The sequence below is a fragment of the Dyadobacter sp. CY345 genome, from assembly GCF_021502725.1.
Taxonomy (GTDB): domain Bacteria; phylum Bacteroidota; class Bacteroidia; order Cytophagales; family Spirosomataceae; genus Dyadobacter.
This window is the reverse complement of sequence record NZ_JAKFFS010000004.1, coordinates 221,983-240,909: the sequence shown is the minus strand read 5'-3', so window position 1 is coordinate 240,909 and position 18,927 is coordinate 221,983. Positions and strand designations below refer to the sequence as shown.

General features: G+C 40.5%; 20 protein-coding genes. 10 read left to right on the top strand and 10 right to left on the bottom strand.

Going from position 1 to position 18,927, the window contains the following annotated elements; genetic code table 11:
• Positions 1–15: 15 nt before the first annotated feature.
• Complete coding sequence (locus L0657_RS18270; protein WP_235152199.1) at positions 16–1,593, bottom strand: hypothetical protein; 1,578 nt, start codon at positions 1,591–1,593, stop codon at positions 16–18.
• A 60-nt stretch (positions 1,594–1,653) separates the two neighbouring features.
• On the opposite strand from L0657_RS18270, the gene L0657_RS18265 reads away from it, so the two are divergent.
• Complete coding sequence (locus L0657_RS18265) at positions 1,654–2,652, top strand: polysaccharide deacetylase family protein (RefSeq protein WP_235152198.1); 999 nt, start codon at positions 1,654–1,656, stop codon at positions 2,650–2,652.
• An 87-nt stretch (positions 2,653–2,739) separates the two neighbouring features.
• Here L0657_RS18265 and L0657_RS18260 read toward each other — a convergent pair whose 3' ends face one another.
• Positions 2,740–3,396, bottom strand: coding sequence for a nucleotidyltransferase (locus tag L0657_RS18260; protein WP_235152197.1), 657 nt, complete (start codon positions 3,394–3,396; stop codon positions 2,740–2,742).
• Between the two features lie 125 nt (positions 3,397–3,521).
• Positions 3,522–4,919, bottom strand: a complete 1,398-nt coding sequence (lpdA, locus tag L0657_RS18255; protein WP_235152196.1) for a dihydrolipoyl dehydrogenase — start codon at positions 4,917–4,919, stop codon at positions 3,522–3,524.
• 342 nt (positions 4,920–5,261) lie between these two features.
• Between lpdA and L0657_RS18250 the strand changes: the two genes are divergently transcribed.
• From L0657_RS18250 to L0657_RS18230, 5 genes are all read left to right on the top strand, one after another.
• Entirely contained in the window at positions 5,262–5,612 is a 351-nt protein-coding gene (locus tag L0657_RS18250) for a four helix bundle protein (protein WP_235152195.1), read from the top strand.
• Between the two features lie 179 nt (positions 5,613–5,791).
• A protein-coding gene (gene prfB / locus L0657_RS18245) for a peptide chain release factor 2 (protein WP_235152194.1) occupies positions 5,792–6,866 on the top strand; the annotation gives its coding sequence in 2 pieces (ribosomal slippage) (positions 5,792–5,851 and positions 5,853–6,866; 1,074 coding nt in all).
• Between the two features lie 84 nt (positions 6,867–6,950).
• Complete coding sequence (locus L0657_RS18240) at positions 6,951–7,142, top strand: hypothetical protein (protein ID WP_235152193.1); 192 nt, start codon at positions 6,951–6,953, stop codon at positions 7,140–7,142.
• On the top strand, positions 7,135–7,398 hold the full coding sequence (locus L0657_RS18235; protein WP_235152192.1) for a type II toxin-antitoxin system RelE/ParE family toxin: 264 nt from the start codon (positions 7,135–7,137) through the stop codon (positions 7,396–7,398). The genes L0657_RS18240 and L0657_RS18235 overlap by 8 nt, the downstream gene beginning before the upstream one ends.
• A complete protein-coding gene (locus L0657_RS18230; RefSeq protein ID WP_235152191.1) occupies positions 7,391–8,191 on the top strand; it encodes an alpha/beta fold hydrolase in 801 nt (266 codons plus the stop codon). Before L0657_RS18235 ends, L0657_RS18230 begins: the two co-directional genes overlap by 8 nt.
• A gap of 7 nt (positions 8,192–8,198) precedes the next feature.
• Here the strand turns inward: L0657_RS18230 and L0657_RS18225 are convergent, their stop codons facing one another.
• Positions 8,199–8,552, bottom strand: coding sequence for a hypothetical protein (locus L0657_RS18225; RefSeq protein ID WP_235152190.1), 354 nt, complete (start codon positions 8,550–8,552; stop codon positions 8,199–8,201).
• Between the two features lie 183 nt (positions 8,553–8,735).
• On the opposite strand from L0657_RS18225, the gene L0657_RS18220 reads away from it, so the two are divergent.
• The 3 genes from L0657_RS18220 (at position 8,736) to L0657_RS18210 (ending at position 10,600) form a co-directional block, all read left to right on the top strand.
• A complete protein-coding gene (locus tag L0657_RS18220; RefSeq protein WP_235152189.1) occupies positions 8,736–9,083 on the top strand; it encodes a hypothetical protein in 348 nt (115 codons plus the stop codon).
• A complete protein-coding gene (locus tag L0657_RS18215; RefSeq protein WP_235152188.1) occupies positions 9,019–10,050 on the top strand; it encodes an MFS transporter in 1,032 nt (343 codons plus the stop codon). The genes L0657_RS18220 and L0657_RS18215 overlap by 65 nt, the downstream gene beginning before the upstream one ends.
• A gap of 115 nt (positions 10,051–10,165) precedes the next feature.
• Positions 10,166–10,600: a DoxX family protein gene (locus L0657_RS18210; protein ID WP_235152187.1), complete on the top strand. Its 435-nt coding sequence runs from the start codon at positions 10,166–10,168 to the stop codon at positions 10,598–10,600.
• 129 nt (positions 10,601–10,729) lie between these two features.
• Here the strand turns inward: L0657_RS18210 and L0657_RS18205 are convergent, their stop codons facing one another.
• From L0657_RS18205 to L0657_RS18180, 6 genes are all read right to left on the bottom strand, one after another.
• Positions 10,730–11,632 carry an AraC family transcriptional regulator gene (locus tag L0657_RS18205; RefSeq protein WP_235152186.1) on the bottom strand — a complete coding sequence of 301 codons (903 nt, stop codon included), beginning with the start codon at positions 11,630–11,632 and terminating at the stop codon, positions 10,730–10,732.
• A gap of 149 nt (positions 11,633–11,781) precedes the next feature.
• A complete protein-coding gene (locus tag L0657_RS18200; protein ID WP_235152185.1) occupies positions 11,782–12,093 on the bottom strand; it encodes an RNA polymerase sigma factor in 312 nt (103 codons plus the stop codon).
• 27 nt (positions 12,094–12,120) lie between these two features.
• On the bottom strand, positions 12,121–14,121 hold the full coding sequence (locus L0657_RS18195) for an SUMF1/EgtB/PvdO family nonheme iron enzyme (protein ID WP_235152184.1): 2,001 nt from the start codon (positions 14,119–14,121) through the stop codon (positions 12,121–12,123).
• A 1-nt stretch (position 14,122) separates the two neighbouring features.
• Entirely contained in the window at positions 14,123–15,094 is a 972-nt protein-coding gene (locus tag L0657_RS18190) for a dihydrodipicolinate synthase family protein (protein WP_235152183.1), read from the bottom strand.
• A 113-nt stretch (positions 15,095–15,207) separates the two neighbouring features.
• Positions 15,208–16,797 carry a sodium:solute symporter gene (locus L0657_RS18185; RefSeq protein ID WP_235152182.1) on the bottom strand — a complete coding sequence of 530 codons (1,590 nt, stop codon included), beginning with the start codon at positions 16,795–16,797 and terminating at the stop codon, positions 15,208–15,210.
• 133 nt (positions 16,798–16,930) lie between these two features.
• Complete coding sequence (locus tag L0657_RS18180) at positions 16,931–17,608, bottom strand: TVP38/TMEM64 family protein (protein WP_235152181.1); 678 nt, start codon at positions 17,606–17,608, stop codon at positions 16,931–16,933.
• Between the two features lie 124 nt (positions 17,609–17,732).
• Here L0657_RS18180 and L0657_RS18175 point away from each other — a divergent pair, with 124 nt between their 5' ends.
• Positions 17,733–18,881 (top strand): cystathionine gamma-synthase, encoded by a 1,149-nt coding sequence (locus L0657_RS18175; protein ID WP_310588294.1) that lies wholly within the window; start codon positions 17,733–17,735, stop codon positions 18,879–18,881.
• The last annotated feature ends 46 nt before the right edge of the window (positions 18,882–18,927 follow it).

The following is an 18,927-nucleotide window of genomic DNA, read 5'->3' as shown; positions in this document are numbered from 1 at the left end:
GAATGCATGCACAACTTACTTTTTGCCTGCCTTGTCTGAAGAAGGGAGTGAATTTTTTACCCTTTTTTCAAATTCAGCGAAGGTTACGAAAAGCGGGGCATCATCAGTAAAAGATTTTGAGAAGACAATTTTTTCGACATCTAAGGATTTGCTTTGAATTAATTTCATCAGTGCTATCTCACCTGGTGCAACTGTATTATTTTCATTTTTTAAGTTTTTATGGGCATATCCTTCCAGATAAATCACTTTGTTATTCTTCAAATAATATGCGACCCAGATGTTATTATGTTCCTGGTTTGCACTGGGATTTAAAATGAATGCCTTTTCAGTTTCCGTTTCAAAATCCTGATCAAAGGTTGTTAATAAGCCTCTCGCCCTGACTGCCACCTGAACTGAATCTTCCACAGGATTACCATAAGTATTCTGGTCCGCGAAAATCCCGGTTGCTTTTGGCGCCTTTATGTGGATTTCTTTCGAGAAAAAACAGGAAAGCGATGAAAATCCAGAAAGATATACTGAACTATATATATTGCTAATCTTAGGATTTTTGAACTGCAAATTGATTGCCTTCAACTCCTTTTTATTTTGTAAATCATTATTAGACAGATTTGTAAAAATGTCAATGGTATTATCTGAATTCGTCCTGATTTTTGATCGACTGTTTAAGTAACTTGCTTTTTCTTCCATCACAAATAAATTATCGCCAATATGCTCGAATGAAAATTTAATCTTTTCTTCATAAGTAAGCGGCGGATCAAAAACTGATGCAGGAAAAACTTTATTGATACTTACCCACGTAATTAATTTGTTATTAGTAAAGGGTAAATTAGTATTCGTTTCTTCCACCCGAGTTGGCAATAAAAAAGAATTTCTTAGCTCGTAGTTTTTATAAGAAGTAATATGACTGTATAGAAGAGGCCCTTGTCCAATCAAAGGATCTTCGTCTACCAAGGGCTCTGACAATCTGCTCATTAAATAACTTTTTGCGTCAAAATATACTTCGAGCCACTTATTAACGACCCTCACTTGTACCAGAAAATAATCTTGATTATCAATCGTCGCTTTCCCGATATAATGTAATTGAGTAGAATCCTGCTCCATAACGTGTAAAAGGATAACGGGATTAAATTTAAAAGCAATTGACAATAAATAGGAATCTTTAAAATCAAACAAAGTACTTGTTGTATCATTATTTCCTCTTAGACGATTTGGTCTTACGCTAGTACTGGCAATTATCTTTAATGGAAGATCAACAAAATTAAGCTCCTTAACACCAGCATGTTCCTCCTCAATAGTCTTGAATAGTTCTTCATCTCCTATGATCTTCTGAGCTGCCATTTCCTTTTGTATTGAATCTGGTAAAGTTTTCATCAATGAATCCACAAAATTTAGAAATGGGTCAGGCTGGTGAAGTGAGGCTGGTGCTTTGCTTGGTTTATCGTATGTTGCATAAACCTCAAACCGTTCGATTTTTTTCCCGGAAGTATGCGCTTTCAAAGCCAGTCCAACAATCTCCCTCGCCTTGGATTCCTGCGCTTTTGCAGTGATTTCAGGAAACAAAACAAGTAGGAAAAATAGTACAAAGTGTTTCATTGTGCGTATAGTAGTTAAAAGAATGGTACTAAGCTTCAAACATAACAAATTAAATACTTTATGAAGAGATCGTTATCAATATTATTCCTACTGGTTACACACCTATTACACGGACAAACCACAGACCAGACTTTTGCTGAAAAACTCGGTTATCCAAAAGGGAAAAAGGTTTTGATTATCCACGTGGATGATGTTGGTATGTCATATGAATCCAACCAGGGAGCGATAAAAGCAATTAAAGAAGGCGTTGCCAATTCGTTAAGCGTGATGATGCCTTGCGGATGGGTACCAGGTTTTGTTCATTATTTAAAAGAAAATCCGGATATAGATGCGGGGCTGCATTTGACGTTGACTTCTGAATGGAAAGATTATCGCTGGGGACCGCTTGCCGGCAAAAACCAGGTTAAAGGTTTAGTAGATTCCGAAGGTGCAATGTGGAGAGGTGTCGGGGATGTCGTCAAAAATGCCACGCCGGATGAAGTTGAAAAAGAAATCCGGGCACAACTTGATCGGGCAAGAACGATGGGTTTCACACCAACGCATCTGGATTCGCACATGGGAACGCTTTTCGCTACGCCTGAATTTTTACAGCGTTATCTGAAAGTAGGTATGGAAGAAAAAATTCCGGTCATGTTTCCGGGCGGACATAATTCTGTCGTCCAGGTTCAGGAAAAAATAATTGCTGACCAGCTCGCCATGACACAAATGGTTGGAAAACAGCTTTGGGACGCCGGTTTGCCTGTTTTGGACGATTTAGAGAATTCAAGTTATGGCTGGAAAGGTCCTGAATCTGGCGATAAGTCTGAAAAAGCACTTCAAAAATATAAAACGCAAAAATACATCCAGGCTATCAAAAACATCAAACCCGGCCTTACGATGGTGATCATGCACTGCACGATCCATACCGAAGTTTTTCCAAAAATCACAGATTCATATCCAACCCGCGAAGGCGATTTTCTGGCGATGATCGATCCGGAATTAAGAAAGTATATTGAGAAAGAAGGTATTATTCTGACAACCTGGAGAGAAGCGATGCAACGTCGTCAGAAAGTTAAGTAATGTATAAGTGTGTCAGAATTGATTTTAGATTTTGACACGCTTAACGACTTTCGAAGTTTTGATTCCAAAAAAAAAGATAATTACACCCTAACTGTTGTGCTCTTCCCAAATACGCTGCAATTCTTCAATGTCAGCCAAATCCTTACTTCGTCCTGTTGCCTCTTTTTCCGTAATTAAATCCCTAAGCTGAATAACAGGAAATAGAATTCCATCAAGATCTGCCTGTAAAGCTCTTTCATAACAAGCATCAAAATCAGATTCTGAAAATGCTTTTAGTGAATGTCCCAAATCAAGTTCAAATCCTGACATTCCAAAACGGACGGAAGTATAACCGAAAATAAGCGGCATATTTAAAAGCAAATCGCTACCAACCACATCATTTTCGGATAAGGCGTTAACTAGGGCTTTTGTATTTGCAAGGTCGTTTTTTATCCAAAGATCCATATCCTGAGTAGTACGAATATGCCCATGAACAACACCAGCCATTCCTCCTATTAGAAGATATTTTACCTTGAAGTCATTGAGACTTTTTAACAATTGCTGCACATCTTCACTACTAATATCCATACAAATCAATTTCTTATTTAGTGGATTCGAACGATATAGTTTTCCTGCCAAACGATTAAGCCGACTGAAGTTTTCTATATTTTCAGAATACTGCGATTTTGTATGGAGGTCACTATGGGACATGCCTTTGCTGAATTGGTGGTAATATAAAGTTATAGAAATTTCAATATAAACCATTTCAATGATGTAATCTCACTGTGTGGTCGTCCAAAAAACAAAAACCCCGGAAGACCTAAATCCTCCGGGGTTTTAACATTATTTTCTAAAAGCCGAAAGCTGATCGCCGACAGCCGAAAGCCTTATTACAAATCAATTGCTTCACCATACGCCGCCTCAGTTGCTCCTTTCAAAGCTTCTGACATCGTTGGGTGTGGGTGAATTGAACGCATGATTTCGTGAGCAGTAGTTTCCAGTTTACGGGCTACCACAACCTCTGCGATCATTTCAGTAACGTTTGTACCAATCATGTGTGCTCCAAGGAACTCACCATATTTTGCATCAAAAATAACTTTTACGAAACCGTCCGTAGCACCGGCAGCCGTAGCTTTACCAGATGCTTTGAATGGGAATTTACCCACTTTGATATCGTAACCAGCTTCTTTTGCTTTTTTCTCAGTGAAACCAACAGAAGCGATTTCAGGCTGGCAATACGTACAGCCAGGAATGTTTCCATAATCCAAAGCTTCCGTTTTGTGACCTGCAATTTTCTCTGCGCAAATGATACCTTCCGCAGTAGCAACGTGTGCCAAAGCAGGTCCAGGCGTACAGTCACCAATTGCGTAGAAACCAGGAACGTTGGTTTCATACCATTCGTTGACAGAAATTTTACCTTTATCCGTTTTGATACCTGCTTCTTCCAGACCGATATTTTCGATATTCGAAACGATACCAGCTGCTGAAAGCACAACATCAACTTCAAAAGTTTTTTCTCCGTCCGGTGTTTTAACAGTCACTTTGCAACCGTTTCCACTTGTGTCAACTTTCTCAACAGAAGAATTAACAAAAGTATCAACACCCAGTTTTTTGTATTGTTTCGCGATTTCTTTCGAAATATCTTCGTCTTCAACCGGAACAAGGTTTGGAAGGAATTCAACAACCGTTACTTTCGTTCCCATGGTTGCATACACATAAGCAAACTCCATACCGATCGCACCTGAACCTACTACCAAAAGACTTTTTGGCTGTGTTTCAAGGCTCATTGCTTTACGGTATTCGATTACTTTCGTACCGTCAATTTTAATATTTGGCAATTCACGTGCACGCGCTCCTGTTGCAATCACAACACCTTTACCAGCAGTATAATCAGTTTTATTTCCGTCCTTATCAGTAACTTCAACTGTTTTTACACCTTTCACTTTACCTGTTCCCATGATGACGTCGATTTTATTCTTTTTCATCAGGAAAGCAACTCCTTTGCTCATGCTATCTGCAACGCCACGGCTACGTTTGATAACGCCTCCGAAATCAGCAGATGATTCGCCTACGTTAATGCCGTAGTCTTTTGCATGTTTAATATATTCAAAAACTTGTGCACTTTTAAGAAGAGCTTTGGTTGGAATACAGCCCCAGTTAAGGCAAATCCCACCTAAAAGTTCCTTTTCTACAATTGCTACCTTTAGTCCTAATTGGGAAGCACGGATAGCTGCCGGATATCCGCCAGGACCGCTACCAACCACAATCACGTCATACGTTTGAGCCATTTTCTAGTATTTTTATTTGAAAGAAATGGGTTGACAAAAATTTCATGCAAAGGTAGTGAATATCGTTATGAAAACGGCAGGTAATCGTCAGGAATGGTCAGGAAATAGTCATGATTGTCAGGTATTGTCAAGGGTTGCGGTCCGCCGCGCGGTCATTTATAGTCAGGCATCACTCTCAATTTCCTGATTACACTTGACAACCCCTGACAATTTCCTGACTACAAACGACAAATTCCTGACGACCAGGGGGAAGTCATTTTGGTCTGGTATTGTTTTTAAGTTACCAGATCGTCGGTAATGCGTATTTATAGTCATGATTTATTGTTGACTAACCACTATTTTATGAAACTTGAAGAGCTGCATATTTATCAGATGGCGATGACGTTAGGTGAAGAGGTATGGAAACTTGCTGATGCCTGGAGCTATTTTATTAAGGATACAATTGGTAAACAACTGGTGAGATCAGCGGATTCTGTGGCGGCAAATATTGCGGAAGGTTATGGTCGGTATCATTATAAAGAAAATCTGAACTTTTGCTTCTACGCCCGTGGTTCTTTAAAGGAGACAGTAACCTGGCTTGCAAAAGCAAAAAACAGAAATCTGATAAGCATAGAAAAATTCACAGAATTAAGCCAACTTTGCGAATCATTATCGGTGAAACTTAATAACTATATCAGGACGATTGGGAAATGAAATGTCATGTTGTGGTCAATTATAGTCAGGTTTTGTCAAGGATTGTCAAGGATCGCTAACAACTTCCTGACCATTTCCTGACTACCCTTGACAATTCCCTGGCTACTCCTGACAATTTCATGACTACCCCTGACAATAATTGACTAAATAAATTAATAACTATAAATTCAAAAAATTCAATGACACTTGATCAATTGAAAGACTTGAAGGCCCGTGTAGAGGCTTTGGGGAGGTATCTTTGACTACGCTAACCGTAAAAAACAGCTAGACGACCTTGAACAACAAACTTCTCAACCAGAATTCTGGGGCGACTCGGAGCGGGCTGAGAAAACAATGAAGGAAATTCGCGGACTTAAATTCTGGACAACAGGATTTGAAGATCTTTCAAGATTACGCGATGACCTGGATACAATCTGGGAATTTTATGATGCAAGCGAAGCTACCGAAGAAGAGGTAGATGAAGAAGGCAAAAAGCTGGAAGCGAAACTTGACGAAATTGAATTCCGCAAAATGATGGGCGAAGAAGGTGACGAACTTCCGGCCGTTATTGAAATTAACTCCGGTGCCGGTGGTACTGAATCGCAGGACTGGGCATCAATGCTCATGCGGATGTACATCATGTGGGCGGAGAAAAACGGATACAAAGTTCGCGAGGTAGATTTGCAGGATGGAGATGTAGCAGGTATCAAATCAGTAACATTGGAAATTTCCGGTGAATATGCTTATGGAAATTTGAAGTCGGAAAACGGCGTTCATCGTCTTGTCCGCATTTCACCTTTTGATTCCAATGCCCGCCGCCATACTTCATTTACTTCGGTTTATGTATATCCTTTGGCGGACGATACGATTGAAATTGATGTCAATCTGGCTGATATTACCTGGGATACCTACCGTTCTGGTGGTGCTGGTGGACAGAATGTGAACAAGGTGGAAACGGCAGTTCGTCTGCATCATAAACCATCCGGAATTATCATCGCTTGTCAGCAGGAACGTTCTCAGCTGATGAATAAGGAAGTTGCAATCCGTTTATTGAAATCGCGTCTTTATCAGATCGAGCTTGAAAAACGTAATGCAGCACGCGCAGAAGTGGAAGCTTCCAAACGTAAAATCGAATGGGGCTCTCAGATCCGCAGTTATGTATTGGATGACCGCCGCGTGAAAGATCACCGCACGGACCATCAGACTTCTAACACGGATGCAGTGTTGAATGGTGAGATCAATGATTTCATTAAAGCTTATTTGATGGAGTATTAAGAAATATTGAGTTTTAGAAAACCTCCGGACGTTATTCATAAATGGATTTGTTCGGAGGTTTTTTTATATTTATAAAAAAAAGCTATGACTGGTATTCGATTTATTACCAATGAAAAAGGTCAAAAGACGGATCTTATTATTTCTATGGAAGAACACGGACAGATTGTTGAAGATGTACTGGATGCACTCCTTGTTGAAGAAAGGAAATCAGAAGGTTCCATGTCTTTTGATCTTTTTGTTCAGGAATTAAAGGCAGAAGGAAAATTCGATGCCTAAAATTTACGAGGTAACTATTTCAAGCTCTGCTCAAAGAGAAATTCGTAAACTTCAAAAAATAGAAGTTCAAAGAATTATTCCTGCAATCCAATTATTAGCTGACGATCCGCGCCCACCGGGTTGTAAAAAATTAACCTCAACTCAAAATATTTATAGAATTCGAATCGGAAATTTTCGTGTACTATATTCAGTTGACGACGTTGTAAGGATTGTTGAAGTTTCCGGTGTCAGGCATCGAAGAGACGCTTATGAGTGATATAAAAATTCTTCATTATCATAAACTAGGTCACGGCCCTAAAATCCTTCTCGCCTTCCACGGCATTGGCCAAACCGGCTTATCTTGTTTTGAATCCTTTTCTCAACTTTTGGGAGATCACTATACAATCTACGCTTTCGACCTATTTTTCCATGGGCAAAGTAAGGGTATTCATGGAAATGGTGATTTTTCCGATCAGGATATTATTACCAAAATATCTTGGAAAAAACTGATTTCTGATTTTTTAGAAGAAAATAAAATTGCCCGTTTTGATATCGCTGCCTTCAGTATGGGTGGAAGATTTGCCCTGGCAACTTTGGAGGCCTTTTCCGAAAAAACCGATAATGCATTTTTAATTGCACCAGACGGAGTTTCAGAACATCCGGTTTATACATTGGCTTCCCGCTTCCGGCCGACCCGGAAACTTTTTCATTGGGTAATTCAAAATCCGGATATCTTAATAAAGTCAGCCAATTTGTTTGAAAAGTTAGGACTTATTCACAAAAGCCTGATCCGTTTTACACAGTTCATGCTCTCCGATCCAAAACGACAGGAAACCATTTACCGCTCCTGGCTGGCTTTCCGGATGTTGAAATTTGATGTTCCTATGATTTACAAAAAACTTAATAGTACCAAGATTTATTTGTTTATCGGAAAACATGATAAGTTATTGAAGGCAAAGGATGTAAAGAAACTGTCTGCGCTTCTCCCGGAAGAACAATATTTTTTGCTTGCTGCTGGGCATGGGAATTTGGTCGAGAAGGCTTCCGGTATTATTAAGGATTTGATTTGATCAAACCTCACAAATACTTAACTCCCTTCAAATTAGCAATCCCTCTCCGATAAGAATAAAATTTAAGCTTTGTCCGTCCCGAAGATGTTACTACAATCGCATCTGCGCCGCATTCACAGGCTTTGTTTTTAGCATTTTCTATGGCTGCTTCGGCTGTTCGTTTATTCCAGATGGAGTTTCCGGTTTTGCTATCAAGCACACAAACTACTTCAAACTTTCTTTTTACCTCACTTTCATTATTAAAAACCTCTACTTCACAATTTCGTGGTTTTGGGTGATTGGTGGTTAATTTCTGAACTTTCACCGAAGCACAGGAGAATAAACCAGAGCCTAGTAAAACCAATGTGATAAAATTTTTCATTTAAGGAGAGCTTTATGTGGTGTGTAGGTAAAAATAGAAAATATCAGTTTTAAAAAGTAGTAAAATCCTCGGATTAGACCCGACTTCGACGTGATAGTAACATTTTCCTCCTCCCCGCTTAACCTCTCCATAAAATCTTCTATCTTTAAAGGACTCCTTTTCTCCTGCAAATCCTTAATGTAAATGATTAAAACGAATACTTCCAAAACGCTTCCGCATAAAAATGATACAAACTGGCGGCTCAAAGCCATCATGGGCGGCTCCATTGGTAACCTTGTCGAATGGTATGACTGGTATGCCTATTCTGCTTTTTCTCTTTATTTCGCAGGAAGTTTTTTCCCGGATTCAAATCCAACCGTACAATTAATCAATACTGCCGGAATTTTTGCCGTTGGATTTTTGATGCGACCTATTGGCGGATATTTGTTTGGTAAAAATTGCAGATACAAAGGGCCGAAAAGAGTCTATGACTTTATCCGTTTTACTGATGTCTTTCGGCTCATTACTAATTGCATTTTTGCCGGGATATGAAACGATAGGAATTGCAGCACCCATTTTATTATTAATTGCCAGGTTATTGCAAGGTCTCAGTGTAGGCGGAGAATATGGGACCTCAGCCACTTATTTAAGTGAAGTAGCTACCAAAGAGAGACGCGGATTCTATTCCAGTTTTCAATATGTAACTTTGATTGGCGGACAATTAATAGCACTGGGTTTACAATTAATCCTGCAAAGAATATTCCTTACTGATCAGCAAATGCACGAATGGGGCTGGCGTATCCCGTTTGTCATTGGTGCTATTTTATCGTTAATCGCACTTTATCTGCGCAGCAATTTACACGAAACAGACGCTTTTCAGAATAAAAGTGCGTCTTCGGAGAAGAAAGAAGGGTCGTTGCAAGAATTAATGAAACATCCCAGGGCGCTCGCCGTCGTTGTCGGACTTACCTTGGGCGGGACGCTCGCGTTTTATACTTACACCACCTATATGCAGAAGTTTCTGGTTAATACTGTGGGATTATCCAAAGGGCAATCCACGACGTTAACTTTTTTCTCATTATTGATTTTTGCATTATTACAACCCGTTTTCGGTGCTTTAAGTGACCGCGTTGGAAGAAGACCGCTGCTTATCGGCTTTGGCGTTTTGGGAACAATTTGTACAATTCCACTACTTACAACACTAAGCCATACAACGACCATGTGGGGAGCTTTTGGCTTACTAATGGCTGCGCTGATCATTGTAAGCGGTTATACTTCAATCAATGCAGTCGTAAAAGCAGAATTATTTCCTGTCGAAGTACGGGCTTTGGGAGTCGGCTTACCCTATTCGTTGACCGTTGCTATTTTTGGCGGAACAGCTGAATATTTGGCGCTTTGGTTCAAAAATGCAGGTCATGAAAATTATTATTACTGGTATGTAACGGCCTGTATCTTCGTTTCCCTTACTGTTTACATTACCATGAAAGATACCAAACACACCTCGCTGATAGAGCATTAACTGCAATAAAGACATACTGCCAAAACTGCACTATTCAAATTAAAAAGATAATTTATCTATTGACATCATGTCGGTAATTTTATAACTTTCTGAAAACCAAAACATTCTGAGAGTTATGGAAATGATAAACCGAATTGAACGCTGGGGCGATACACATCACCCTGCGTGGATGGACGTTGTGCGTATCGGCTTGGGTGTCTTACTTTTTGTAAAAGGCATAAGCTTCATAAGCGATACGGCGCGGCTTTCACACCTGATCAGTAATATGGATTTTCATTTGTATTCTGTGATGGCTGTACATTACGTCGCGTTTGCTCATATTTTCGGCGGATTTCTGATAGCACTTGGCTGCCTTACAAGAACAGCAGCGATTTTTCAGATTCCTATTCTTATTGCAGCCGTTTTCTTCGTAAATATCCGAGCTGGTTTTTCTTATTTCAATTCAGAATTATGGTTATCCATGATCACACTTCTATTGGTTTTGACATTTACCATTATAGGTTCAGGAAAATTCTCTATGGATGAATGGATGAAAAATCACGATAATTGATGACTTCGGCAGTCGGCTTTCGGCGGGGCCGCCCCGGCAGTCAGACTGTGACAGTAAAGTATATTTTTGTAAACAGCATTAAAAAAGGCAGATAAGAAACTTCTGTTTTTCTGATGCTGTTTTCTTTTATCAAAACCTATTCACACTTTCAGCAACTTTCCCTCCTTCCTTTTTTACCTTAAATAAATACTTCCTTTTATATTCCAAAGGTGTCATATCTGTCACATTTTTGAAATGGCGATAGAAATTTGAGACATTGTTAAACCCACATTCAAAACATATCACTTCGATCGTCATACTATCCTCAATCAAAAAGCGGCAGGCGTGGCTGATCCTGATTTCCACAAGAAAATCATTATATGTTTTTTTGGTCATTAATTTAAAATACCGACAGAAAGAAGTCACACCGAGATTGGCGATAGCGGCCACATCTTGTAATGTGATCGGATTTTTATAATTTGATAAAGTATAGGCATATACTTTATTCAAACGCAACGTTTCCGAATCATTGGATTTGTAAAAGGCGTGTGCTGAGGTAATTGTCTCTGTTTCATTTGTTTCTGAAAGAATTTTCAGAATGGTAAGTAAAGAAATTAATCTGTCAAGGTTTTCCGCCTGAACAGTTGACCGCATCAATGCAGTGATCTTTTCTCTGGCCTCTCCTTTAATAACCAATCCCTTTTTCGCCTTTTCATAAAGTTTGGGAATCAGATAAGCTTCCGGCAGTGTCAATAAATCTCCACCCAGGCAATCCGGTAAAAAATGAATGATAATCACTTCAACAGCAGCATTATCGGCTCCGCCTTCCATACGCCAGGTATGTGGAAGATTTTCGCCTAAAAGAATCAATTCGCCGTCAGAAAAATTGCTGATGTTATCTCCAATGAAACGGACGCCGGTTCCCTTAATCAGATAATGCAATTCCAATTCCGGATGATAATGCCAGACCGTTCCAAAGCTGGATTCCCGCTCATGCCGGATGCTGAATGAGTTTTGAGATTTTATAGGAACTTTATGAAAGTGTGGCTTCATCGCTTTACTATCGAGTCTTGACTTATACTTTCTTGCATGAGTCGTTTTCAAATAAAGTAAGCACCAAACCTGTCCTTTCTATCCATCAAAGGATCTAAATCTTTTCTCCGAAATAATGATCAAATTGTTTTTGACAAGATCGTAGAATATCAGACAACTTTATCCAAATATTGTTGTCTCAGTATCTGATCCTTTTCAAACTTCTGAAACTGTTCAAAAATTTGATTCCGAAGGTTAACAAACAGATAAGTTTGAAAACTAACTTCTGGCTTTATCTGAACCCGACTGTCCCAGATCTTGGCAAATACATCTTTCGTAATATTTTCAGCTTCCTGATCATCTTTCAGTAAAGTCTTGCAAAATTTCAGCGCCGGAGACTGGAAATGCGTACGCAACTGAGAAAATGCTACTTCATCTCCCTGACTTACGCGAAAAAGGATTTGTTCATTAGGAAAGTTCATAGCTTTAGGATTTAAAATATCTTAAACTTAATCAGTCACTAACCAGTTCAGGTTGAAACGATAATGTATACTGCTGCTTATCAGATGGATAAGATTATCGGGTGACTGTGTCAGTGCCAGATATCCTCTCGGTTCCGCATTATTTTCATTCATTTCGAACGCGCCTGTCCATGCACCGCCGTTCAGATATCTTTCTTTTTTATCTGTTAATAATTTCTTTACCGGCCAGGTTTTTCCTTCATCATAGGACAGCGCCGCGTACATGCCATATCCTTTGTAAGTTTTTCCTTTCGTGTCTTTAAAAATCATTCCGATTTTTTTCTCATCCGTTTCTTCCGGATGATGCGTGAATGAGATCACCAGCAGCGGGCCCTCATTAAGTCGATATAAAATCAGCCGCTGTCCGCCAGCGATCGGTGGAAATTCCGAAGCAGAATAAGTCCAGGTTTTTCCCATATCTCCTGAAATACTCGCAGGCATTTTGAAACCTGAGCCTTCCTGCGCTTCTATATTATTATTTCTACCCAAAGCGAACAAACTTCCATCTTTCAATTGCACCACGCCAGCATGAATTCCGGCTATCAATCCTCCTGATTTCCCCTCTTTGAAATCATGAGTTTGTTTTTCTGGATACGGATTTATCCACGTTTTCCCGCCGTCCTTACTGATATGAACCGCCGTGCCTCCCACCGGTCCAGGATCAGCATCTCCCGCCTGAATCAGCCAACCTTCCCTGGTCTGGCTCATACCCGCGATCACCTGATTCCGAACCTGGTGCTCGGGATCAGCCAGCGAGGGAACAGACCAGGTGGCGCCATTGTCTTTGCTGGTGCGTAAAACCATCGCCAGATTTTTCCAATCTCCGTCAGTTTCCACGCCATTCATGTGATACAAAGTGCCTTTCCCATCATCAAAAAGGGAAGTGCCGGTCATATTCCTGTCCGGTACCTTGAAAAACTCGGAAGGCCTATCCCACTTTTGCTTACCAACTCGCACGCGACTTGCCAGAATTGTCATTTCCCGTCCTGACTCCTGATCGGTAGAAAACCAGGCAGCCAGCAGATCGCCATTGGGACACCAGGTAATCGCCGGACAATGGTTATGTTGGAAATATGGCACTTCATCAGCACATTCAGGCTTGTTTACATACCTTATCGGTTCCATGAGAATCGGTTTAGAATCCGACACTTTTTTCCATGAAAAAGGTTTTTGGGAAATATTTTGATGAACAAAAGTAGCTGGCTCTGCTGGAAGTGGTTTTGTCACGGGAAGCTCTCCTTCAACAATTCTGAAACCCAGCTGAAAATGTTTGTCTTCCGGAATCATCGCCATTCGGTTCGAAGACCGCAGATAAGTCAATGGCGTTCCATGGCTGCCACCTCTTGTCACACGGTATAAACCAGAAATTCTTCCAACCGGATCTTTCTGTTCACCCGCCGCGTAGGTACCATACCAATCCAGACACCATTCCTCTACATTTCCATGCAAGTCGTATAACCCGAACTTATTTGCTTCGGCCTGCCCTACTTTCAAGGAAACTGAAGCAGGTTCGCGATCGGTTTTCTGACTTTTCAAATGCGCTTTGGACAAAAATCTTCCTGTGGAAAAATCAGTAACAGTACCGGCCCTGCATGCATATTCCCACTCTGCCTCTGATGGTAACCGATATTTTTTCCCTTCTTTTTTACTTAACCATTCGCAAAAGGCAGCAGCATCCTGATAACTGACAAAGATAACAGCTTCATCATCTTCTTTGGAAAACCCGTCCTTCCCTCTGAATTTTTTATGTGACGGATCAAAGGCTTCAAACTGCGCATTCGTAATTTCCGTCACCGACATTTTAAAAGGTTTTGATATGGCAACCCGATGTACCGGATTTTCATCCGCATTCTCTCCTTCACCTTCCGAGCCCATATAAAATCTACCAGCAGGAATATCTGCCAGTTTAACTCCCAGAGAATTTGTGTTCTGCGAAAATGCGGTTTGTGTTACCAAACCAACAAATAGTATGATGCGAAGCCCTTTCATTTTAATCAATTTTGTTGATAAGATATTGGGTAAAGTTACTGGGGATACCCAAGTCAGTTTGTAATTTTTCCACTCCTACCAGCAAATTATCCATCTCCATTTTCAATTCCTGACTTAAAATCCCAACTTCTCTCCTCGTATAAAGCAATATAGGAAAACCTCGTTTTTGCAAACTATATTTCGCGATGATCGGATAAACAGAATGTACAAGATCCATTGAATCAACAAAAAATTGCTGGACTTTCTGAACATCATCCTGCCGCTCAGGATTATTATAATTTTGGCAGATCCAAACCACAAGCTCCGGATAAATATTCCCTTGAATACATGAAAGTCCTGCTGCCCCGGCTTTTAATGATGCCACAGCATTTACCATATAGGCATCATACAGGCCAAATTGATGATTTTCAGCCACTTGTATTCTTCTTTTAACTTCATCCAAATCCAGACATGTATCTTTATGATAAATCACGCGTCCGGTTTTTACCAGTTTTTCCAAAATAATGCTGGGAACCAATCTTTTATAGGGAACCGGACACTCATAAAAACCTAGTGGAATGTCATTTGTCAGGGATATTAACTCCATTGCATTTTCCAAAAATACCTCGTCAGAATCATGCTCATCGGCTATTAAACCAGATATAATAATGACAGCTTCTACGCCGGTAGCATATATACGTTTTACGAATTCTGCCTGTTCTGAAATTGCTCCTCCAAAAGTCCCTGTTGCAACTACAGGCACTCTTCCTGCTACCTGATCTACAACTGTTTTTGTTACAGAAATCCTTTCCTGCTCGCTTAATTCAAACATTTCGCTCGACAAGCAATTGGCAAAGAGTCCTGCTGCACCCGCAGATAAATAAAATTCTGTGAGCGTTTTTAAGCCCTCATAATCAACTTCTCCCGTTTCCAAAAAAGGTGTTAGCATCACAGGAATAAATCCTTGCGGCAAAGAAGTGGCAGTCGCGGTCATACCGGTTTTATAAATTTTAAGTAAAAAACTTTGTCAGAATCAATTAGTTTATCCTCAGTATTTGTGATTAAAAAAATCACTTACTTACCCGAACATTCAGTAAGGATGAATTATTAAACATGACCATCGGCCAATATTTCCTTTTCAATTTCAATAGGTTTTCCTTTTAATCTCGTAAGCAGCAAACCTCCAAGAAAAATGGAAAGTGTCCCGACAACCATCACCATATTCTGGTGTAGCGGATTTCTCAGATATCCATATTCATCTGGTAATTTTGCAGAAAAAGTCATCCAGATAATGACCGCAATACCTATCAAAGTCGCCGTTAGTGCTTCTGCATTTTTTGTATTTCTTGAAATAATCCCCAACAAGAATAACCCCAGCATACCTCCGGCAAAAATTCCGGATAACAACCACCACACATCCAAAACACTCTTCACACCGATCATGGCAATACCGGTGATCATTCCTAAAAGCCCAAAACCCGTTGTCGCGATGTACAATAATGTCATGGATTGTTTTGACGACATATCTTTTTTAATATACCGTTGATAAATGTCAACCATAAAAACTGTCGCCGAAGCATTCATTCCAGAACTGATTGTGCTCATCGCCGCGGACATAATCGCTGCAATAATTAATCCTAAAAGACCTACGGGAACTTTCGTAACCATAAAATGCGGCATTACTTTGTCACCGATATCTGCCGCTGTAAATGTTGAAGCCAATGTGCGAATCGCCTCAGGTGTGCCATTGGGCAAACGCTCACCAGCAACCTGCATTTGGACTGCATTTAACAATTCCGGATTGCTTTGGTAATAGGCAAAAAGGGATGAACCGAGAATGAAAAAAATAAGGGAAACCGGCAGGTACAAGTAAACGCAAAGCCATACAGAACCCGCTGCTTCTTTGATTGATGTCGTGGTATGATACCGCTGAACATAGTTCTGATCCATACCGAAGTTGTTGAGGTTCATGAAAAAACCGTACAAAAGCACAACCCAAAACGATGACTGTGTAAAGTCTGGCGCAAAACTTCCCAGACTAAATTTATCCCCCGTTTTTCCGATATCAATAATTTTTGAGACACCCCCATCCATGCCCGAAACAACCAGATACAAGATGATCAGTGCACCGGCAGTTTTGATTACTCCCTGAACAACTTCCGTCCAGATAACCGCTTCCATGCCGCCCATGACCGTGTAAAGTACGATGCAAATTCCAACTACGAACATAATCGTAGCCATAGGATATCCGGTCAGCGCCTGTAAACTTAGTGCGATACCAAAAAATATAGAACCCATTCGCGCAAGCTGTGTCAACAAAAAGCAAACGACGGCGTAAGTTCTTGCCCAGGGTCCAAAGCGATGCTCTAAATGCGTGTAGGCAGATACTGCACCCGTATTTCTATAAAATGGGATAAAGAATTTTGTAGCAACCCAGGCGGCAAGTGGCATCGATAAGCTGAAAACAAAAGAATTCCAGTTGCTTCCGAAAGCCTTTCCCGGTACGCCGAGAAATGTGTTACTGCTTAAAAAAGTTGCGTAAATGGAAATACCAATTGCCCAGCCAGGGATTTTTCCCGAAGCCTTCGTAAATTGATCAGCCGTCGTATTTTTTCGCGAAAAATATACTCCCACCGCGACCATCCCAACCAGATAGACGACGACAATAATCAGATCAATGAGGGGCAAGGATTTCATTCTACTTTTTTACCAAGTATAATTTAACTGCAAATAAACAGGATTAACTGCATGGATTCATGTTCTTTTATATCCTGTTATTGTACGATCTTATCATACCGACAATTTTAATATTCCGGTAATATCAATATCCCTATTGTTCTTTGTCCTTAAACAGGTAACCGATACCAACTGAGGAAATGATGATAAGAGACAGAAGCAGAATTTTTGTTCCAAGACCTTCATTCGGATGTTCCAGTAAATAACGGATTTCCTGGGCTTCTCTCCCGGCCCAGACAGCCAGGACTGTTCTCGGGATCATACCCAAAGTACCGCCTGCGAGCACCTGAGGCAACCTCGCACCGACAACATTGAAGAATAAATTCGTAATGGTGAAGGGAAGCACGGGTGAAAGTTTTGCAAAAAAGATAAGCCGAAACTGATTTGCTTTGAATTTCCTGATCATTGATTCAATCTGTGGATAAATCTGAACCAAGTAAACCCGAATCGATTCAGCATTGAAAAAATCTGCGAGAACGTACAAGATCCCGATTGCGCCCATATTTAAAAAAAACAAATATGGTACCGCATACCAGCCCAGAAAGTATCCGAAAACAAGTGCCAGAAAAGTGGGCGGCGTTAAGGCTATCGCGGAGGTGAATGTCAAACCCATCGTGACGAGCGTCCAGGTTCCAAACGACCAATTTCTTAGAATTTCTTCATTTGTGATCGCCCAGGCAGTCAACAATGAGGTAGTAACCAAGGGAACGACAGTGAGTAAAACGCTTACAACTAAGGGTAAAGGAAGTTTTTTTACCAATGGATTTGCCAAAAGAAGATATTTTTAGTCAACACAAACATTTCAGATATCAAATTAACGACTTCTTTCTGTAAAAGGTTTTTTAAGAAGGTTATCTTTGATTTTTTTTACATTTCAGAAATCTGTCCAGGACAAAATATATCCGATGAAATTTGCTACCAAAGCCATACATGCGGGCATCGAGCCGGACCCAACCACTGGCGCTATTATGACGCCGATTTATCAAACCTCAACTTACGTTCAGGAAAGTCCGGGTAAGCACAAGGGTTATGAATATTCACGCACCCATAATCCCACGCGAACTGCTTTGCAAAATGCGCTGGCTGCTTTGGAAAATGGAAAACACGGCATTTGTTACGCTTCCGGTTTAGCTGCGACAGATGCCGTTTTAAAATTATTTAAGCCAGGTGACGAAATTATTGCTACCAACGATATTTATGGCGGCACATACAGGATCATGAAAAAAATATATGAGCATTTTGGTCTGGTTTTTCATTTTGTTGATATGAATAAAATCTCAGAAATTGAAAAAGTAGTTTCTGAAAAAACAAAAATGATCTGGGTTGAAACGCCGACAAACCCTTTGCTGAAAATTATTGATATAGAAGCTGTAACCGGTTTGTGCAAAAGCAAAGGAATTCTGAGCGTAGTTGATAATACATTTGCTTCGCCCTACCTGCAAAATCCATTGGATCAGGGTGCCGATATCGTCATGCATTCGGTTACAAAATATTTGGGCGGACATTCTGATACTGTGATGGGCGCGCTGATCGTGAATGATGATGAACTGGCAAAACAACTGGCATTTATTCAAAATGCAAGCGGCGCTGTTCCTGGTCCGCAGGATTGTTTTCTCGTTTTAAGGGGAATAAAAACTTTACACATCCGGATGCAGCGCCATTGTGAAAATGCAAAGGTAGTATCGTTGTGGCTTGAAGACCATCCGAAGGTTGGGAAGGTTTATTATCCCGGACTTCCTTCTCACGATGGACACCAGCTGGCCTCCCGCCAGATGCGCGGGTATGGCGGTATTATTTCTTTTGAATTGAAAGGTGATGATTATGCACAGGCAGTTAGGGTGATGGAAAACCTGAAAGTATTTTCGCTCGGAGAATCCCTGGGAGGAGTTGAATCGCTTTGCACCCATCCTGCAAGCATGACACACGCTAGCATCCCGAAGGAAGAAAGAGAGAAAACCGGGCTGAAAGATACCTTGATTCGCCTCAGCGTCGGGATAGAAGATGTGGAAGATCTGATCGCAGATTTGCAGCAGGCAATCGGTTAAGAATACGATTCTCTTTTGCATTCCAAGCCCAAAAGCATTACTTTTG

Excerpts from the sequence above, each read along its gene's own strand:
- L0657_RS18270 (WP_235152199.1), bottom strand. The coding sequence starts at position 1,593 with ATGAAACACTTTGTACTATTTTTCCTACTTGTTTTGTTTCCTGAAATC.
- L0657_RS18265 (WP_235152198.1), top strand. The coding sequence starts at position 1,654 with ATGAAGAGATCGTTATCAATATTATTCCTACTGGTTACACACCTATTA.
- L0657_RS18260 (WP_235152197.1), bottom strand. The coding sequence starts at position 3,396 with ATGGTTTATATTGAAATTTCTATAACTTTATATTACCACCAATTCAGC.
- lpdA (WP_235152196.1), bottom strand. The coding sequence starts at position 4,919 with ATGGCTCAAACGTATGACGTGATTGTGGTTGGTAGCGGTCCTGGCGGA.
- L0657_RS18250 (WP_235152195.1), top strand. The coding sequence starts at position 5,262 with ATGAAACTTGAAGAGCTGCATATTTATCAGATGGCGATGACGTTAGGT.
- L0657_RS18240 (WP_235152193.1), top strand. The coding sequence starts at position 6,951 with ATGACTGGTATTCGATTTATTACCAATGAAAAAGGTCAAAAGACGGAT.
- L0657_RS18235 (WP_235152192.1), top strand. The coding sequence starts at position 7,135 with ATGCCTAAAATTTACGAGGTAACTATTTCAAGCTCTGCTCAAAGAGAA.
- L0657_RS18230 (WP_235152191.1), top strand. The coding sequence starts at position 7,391 with ATGAGTGATATAAAAATTCTTCATTATCATAAACTAGGTCACGGCCCT.
- L0657_RS18225 (WP_235152190.1), bottom strand. The coding sequence starts at position 8,552 with ATGAAAAATTTTATCACATTGGTTTTACTAGGCTCTGGTTTATTCTCC.
- L0657_RS18220 (WP_235152189.1), top strand. The coding sequence starts at position 8,736 with ATGATTAAAACGAATACTTCCAAAACGCTTCCGCATAAAAATGATACA.
- L0657_RS18215 (WP_235152188.1), top strand. The coding sequence starts at position 9,019 with ATGACTTTATCCGTTTTACTGATGTCTTTCGGCTCATTACTAATTGCA.
- L0657_RS18210 (WP_235152187.1), top strand. The coding sequence starts at position 10,166 with ATGGAAATGATAAACCGAATTGAACGCTGGGGCGATACACATCACCCT.
- L0657_RS18205 (WP_235152186.1), bottom strand. The coding sequence starts at position 11,632 with ATGAAGCCACACTTTCATAAAGTTCCTATAAAATCTCAAAACTCATTC.
- L0657_RS18200 (WP_235152185.1), bottom strand. The coding sequence starts at position 12,093 with ATGAACTTTCCTAATGAACAAATCCTTTTTCGCGTAAGTCAGGGAGAT.
- L0657_RS18195 (WP_235152184.1), bottom strand. The coding sequence starts at position 14,121 with ATGAAAGGGCTTCGCATCATACTATTTGTTGGTTTGGTAACACAAACC.
- L0657_RS18190 (WP_235152183.1), bottom strand. The coding sequence starts at position 15,094 with ATGACCGCGACTGCCACTTCTTTGCCGCAAGGATTTATTCCTGTGATG.
- L0657_RS18185 (WP_235152182.1), bottom strand. The coding sequence starts at position 16,797 with ATGAAATCCTTGCCCCTCATTGATCTGATTATTGTCGTCGTCTATCTG.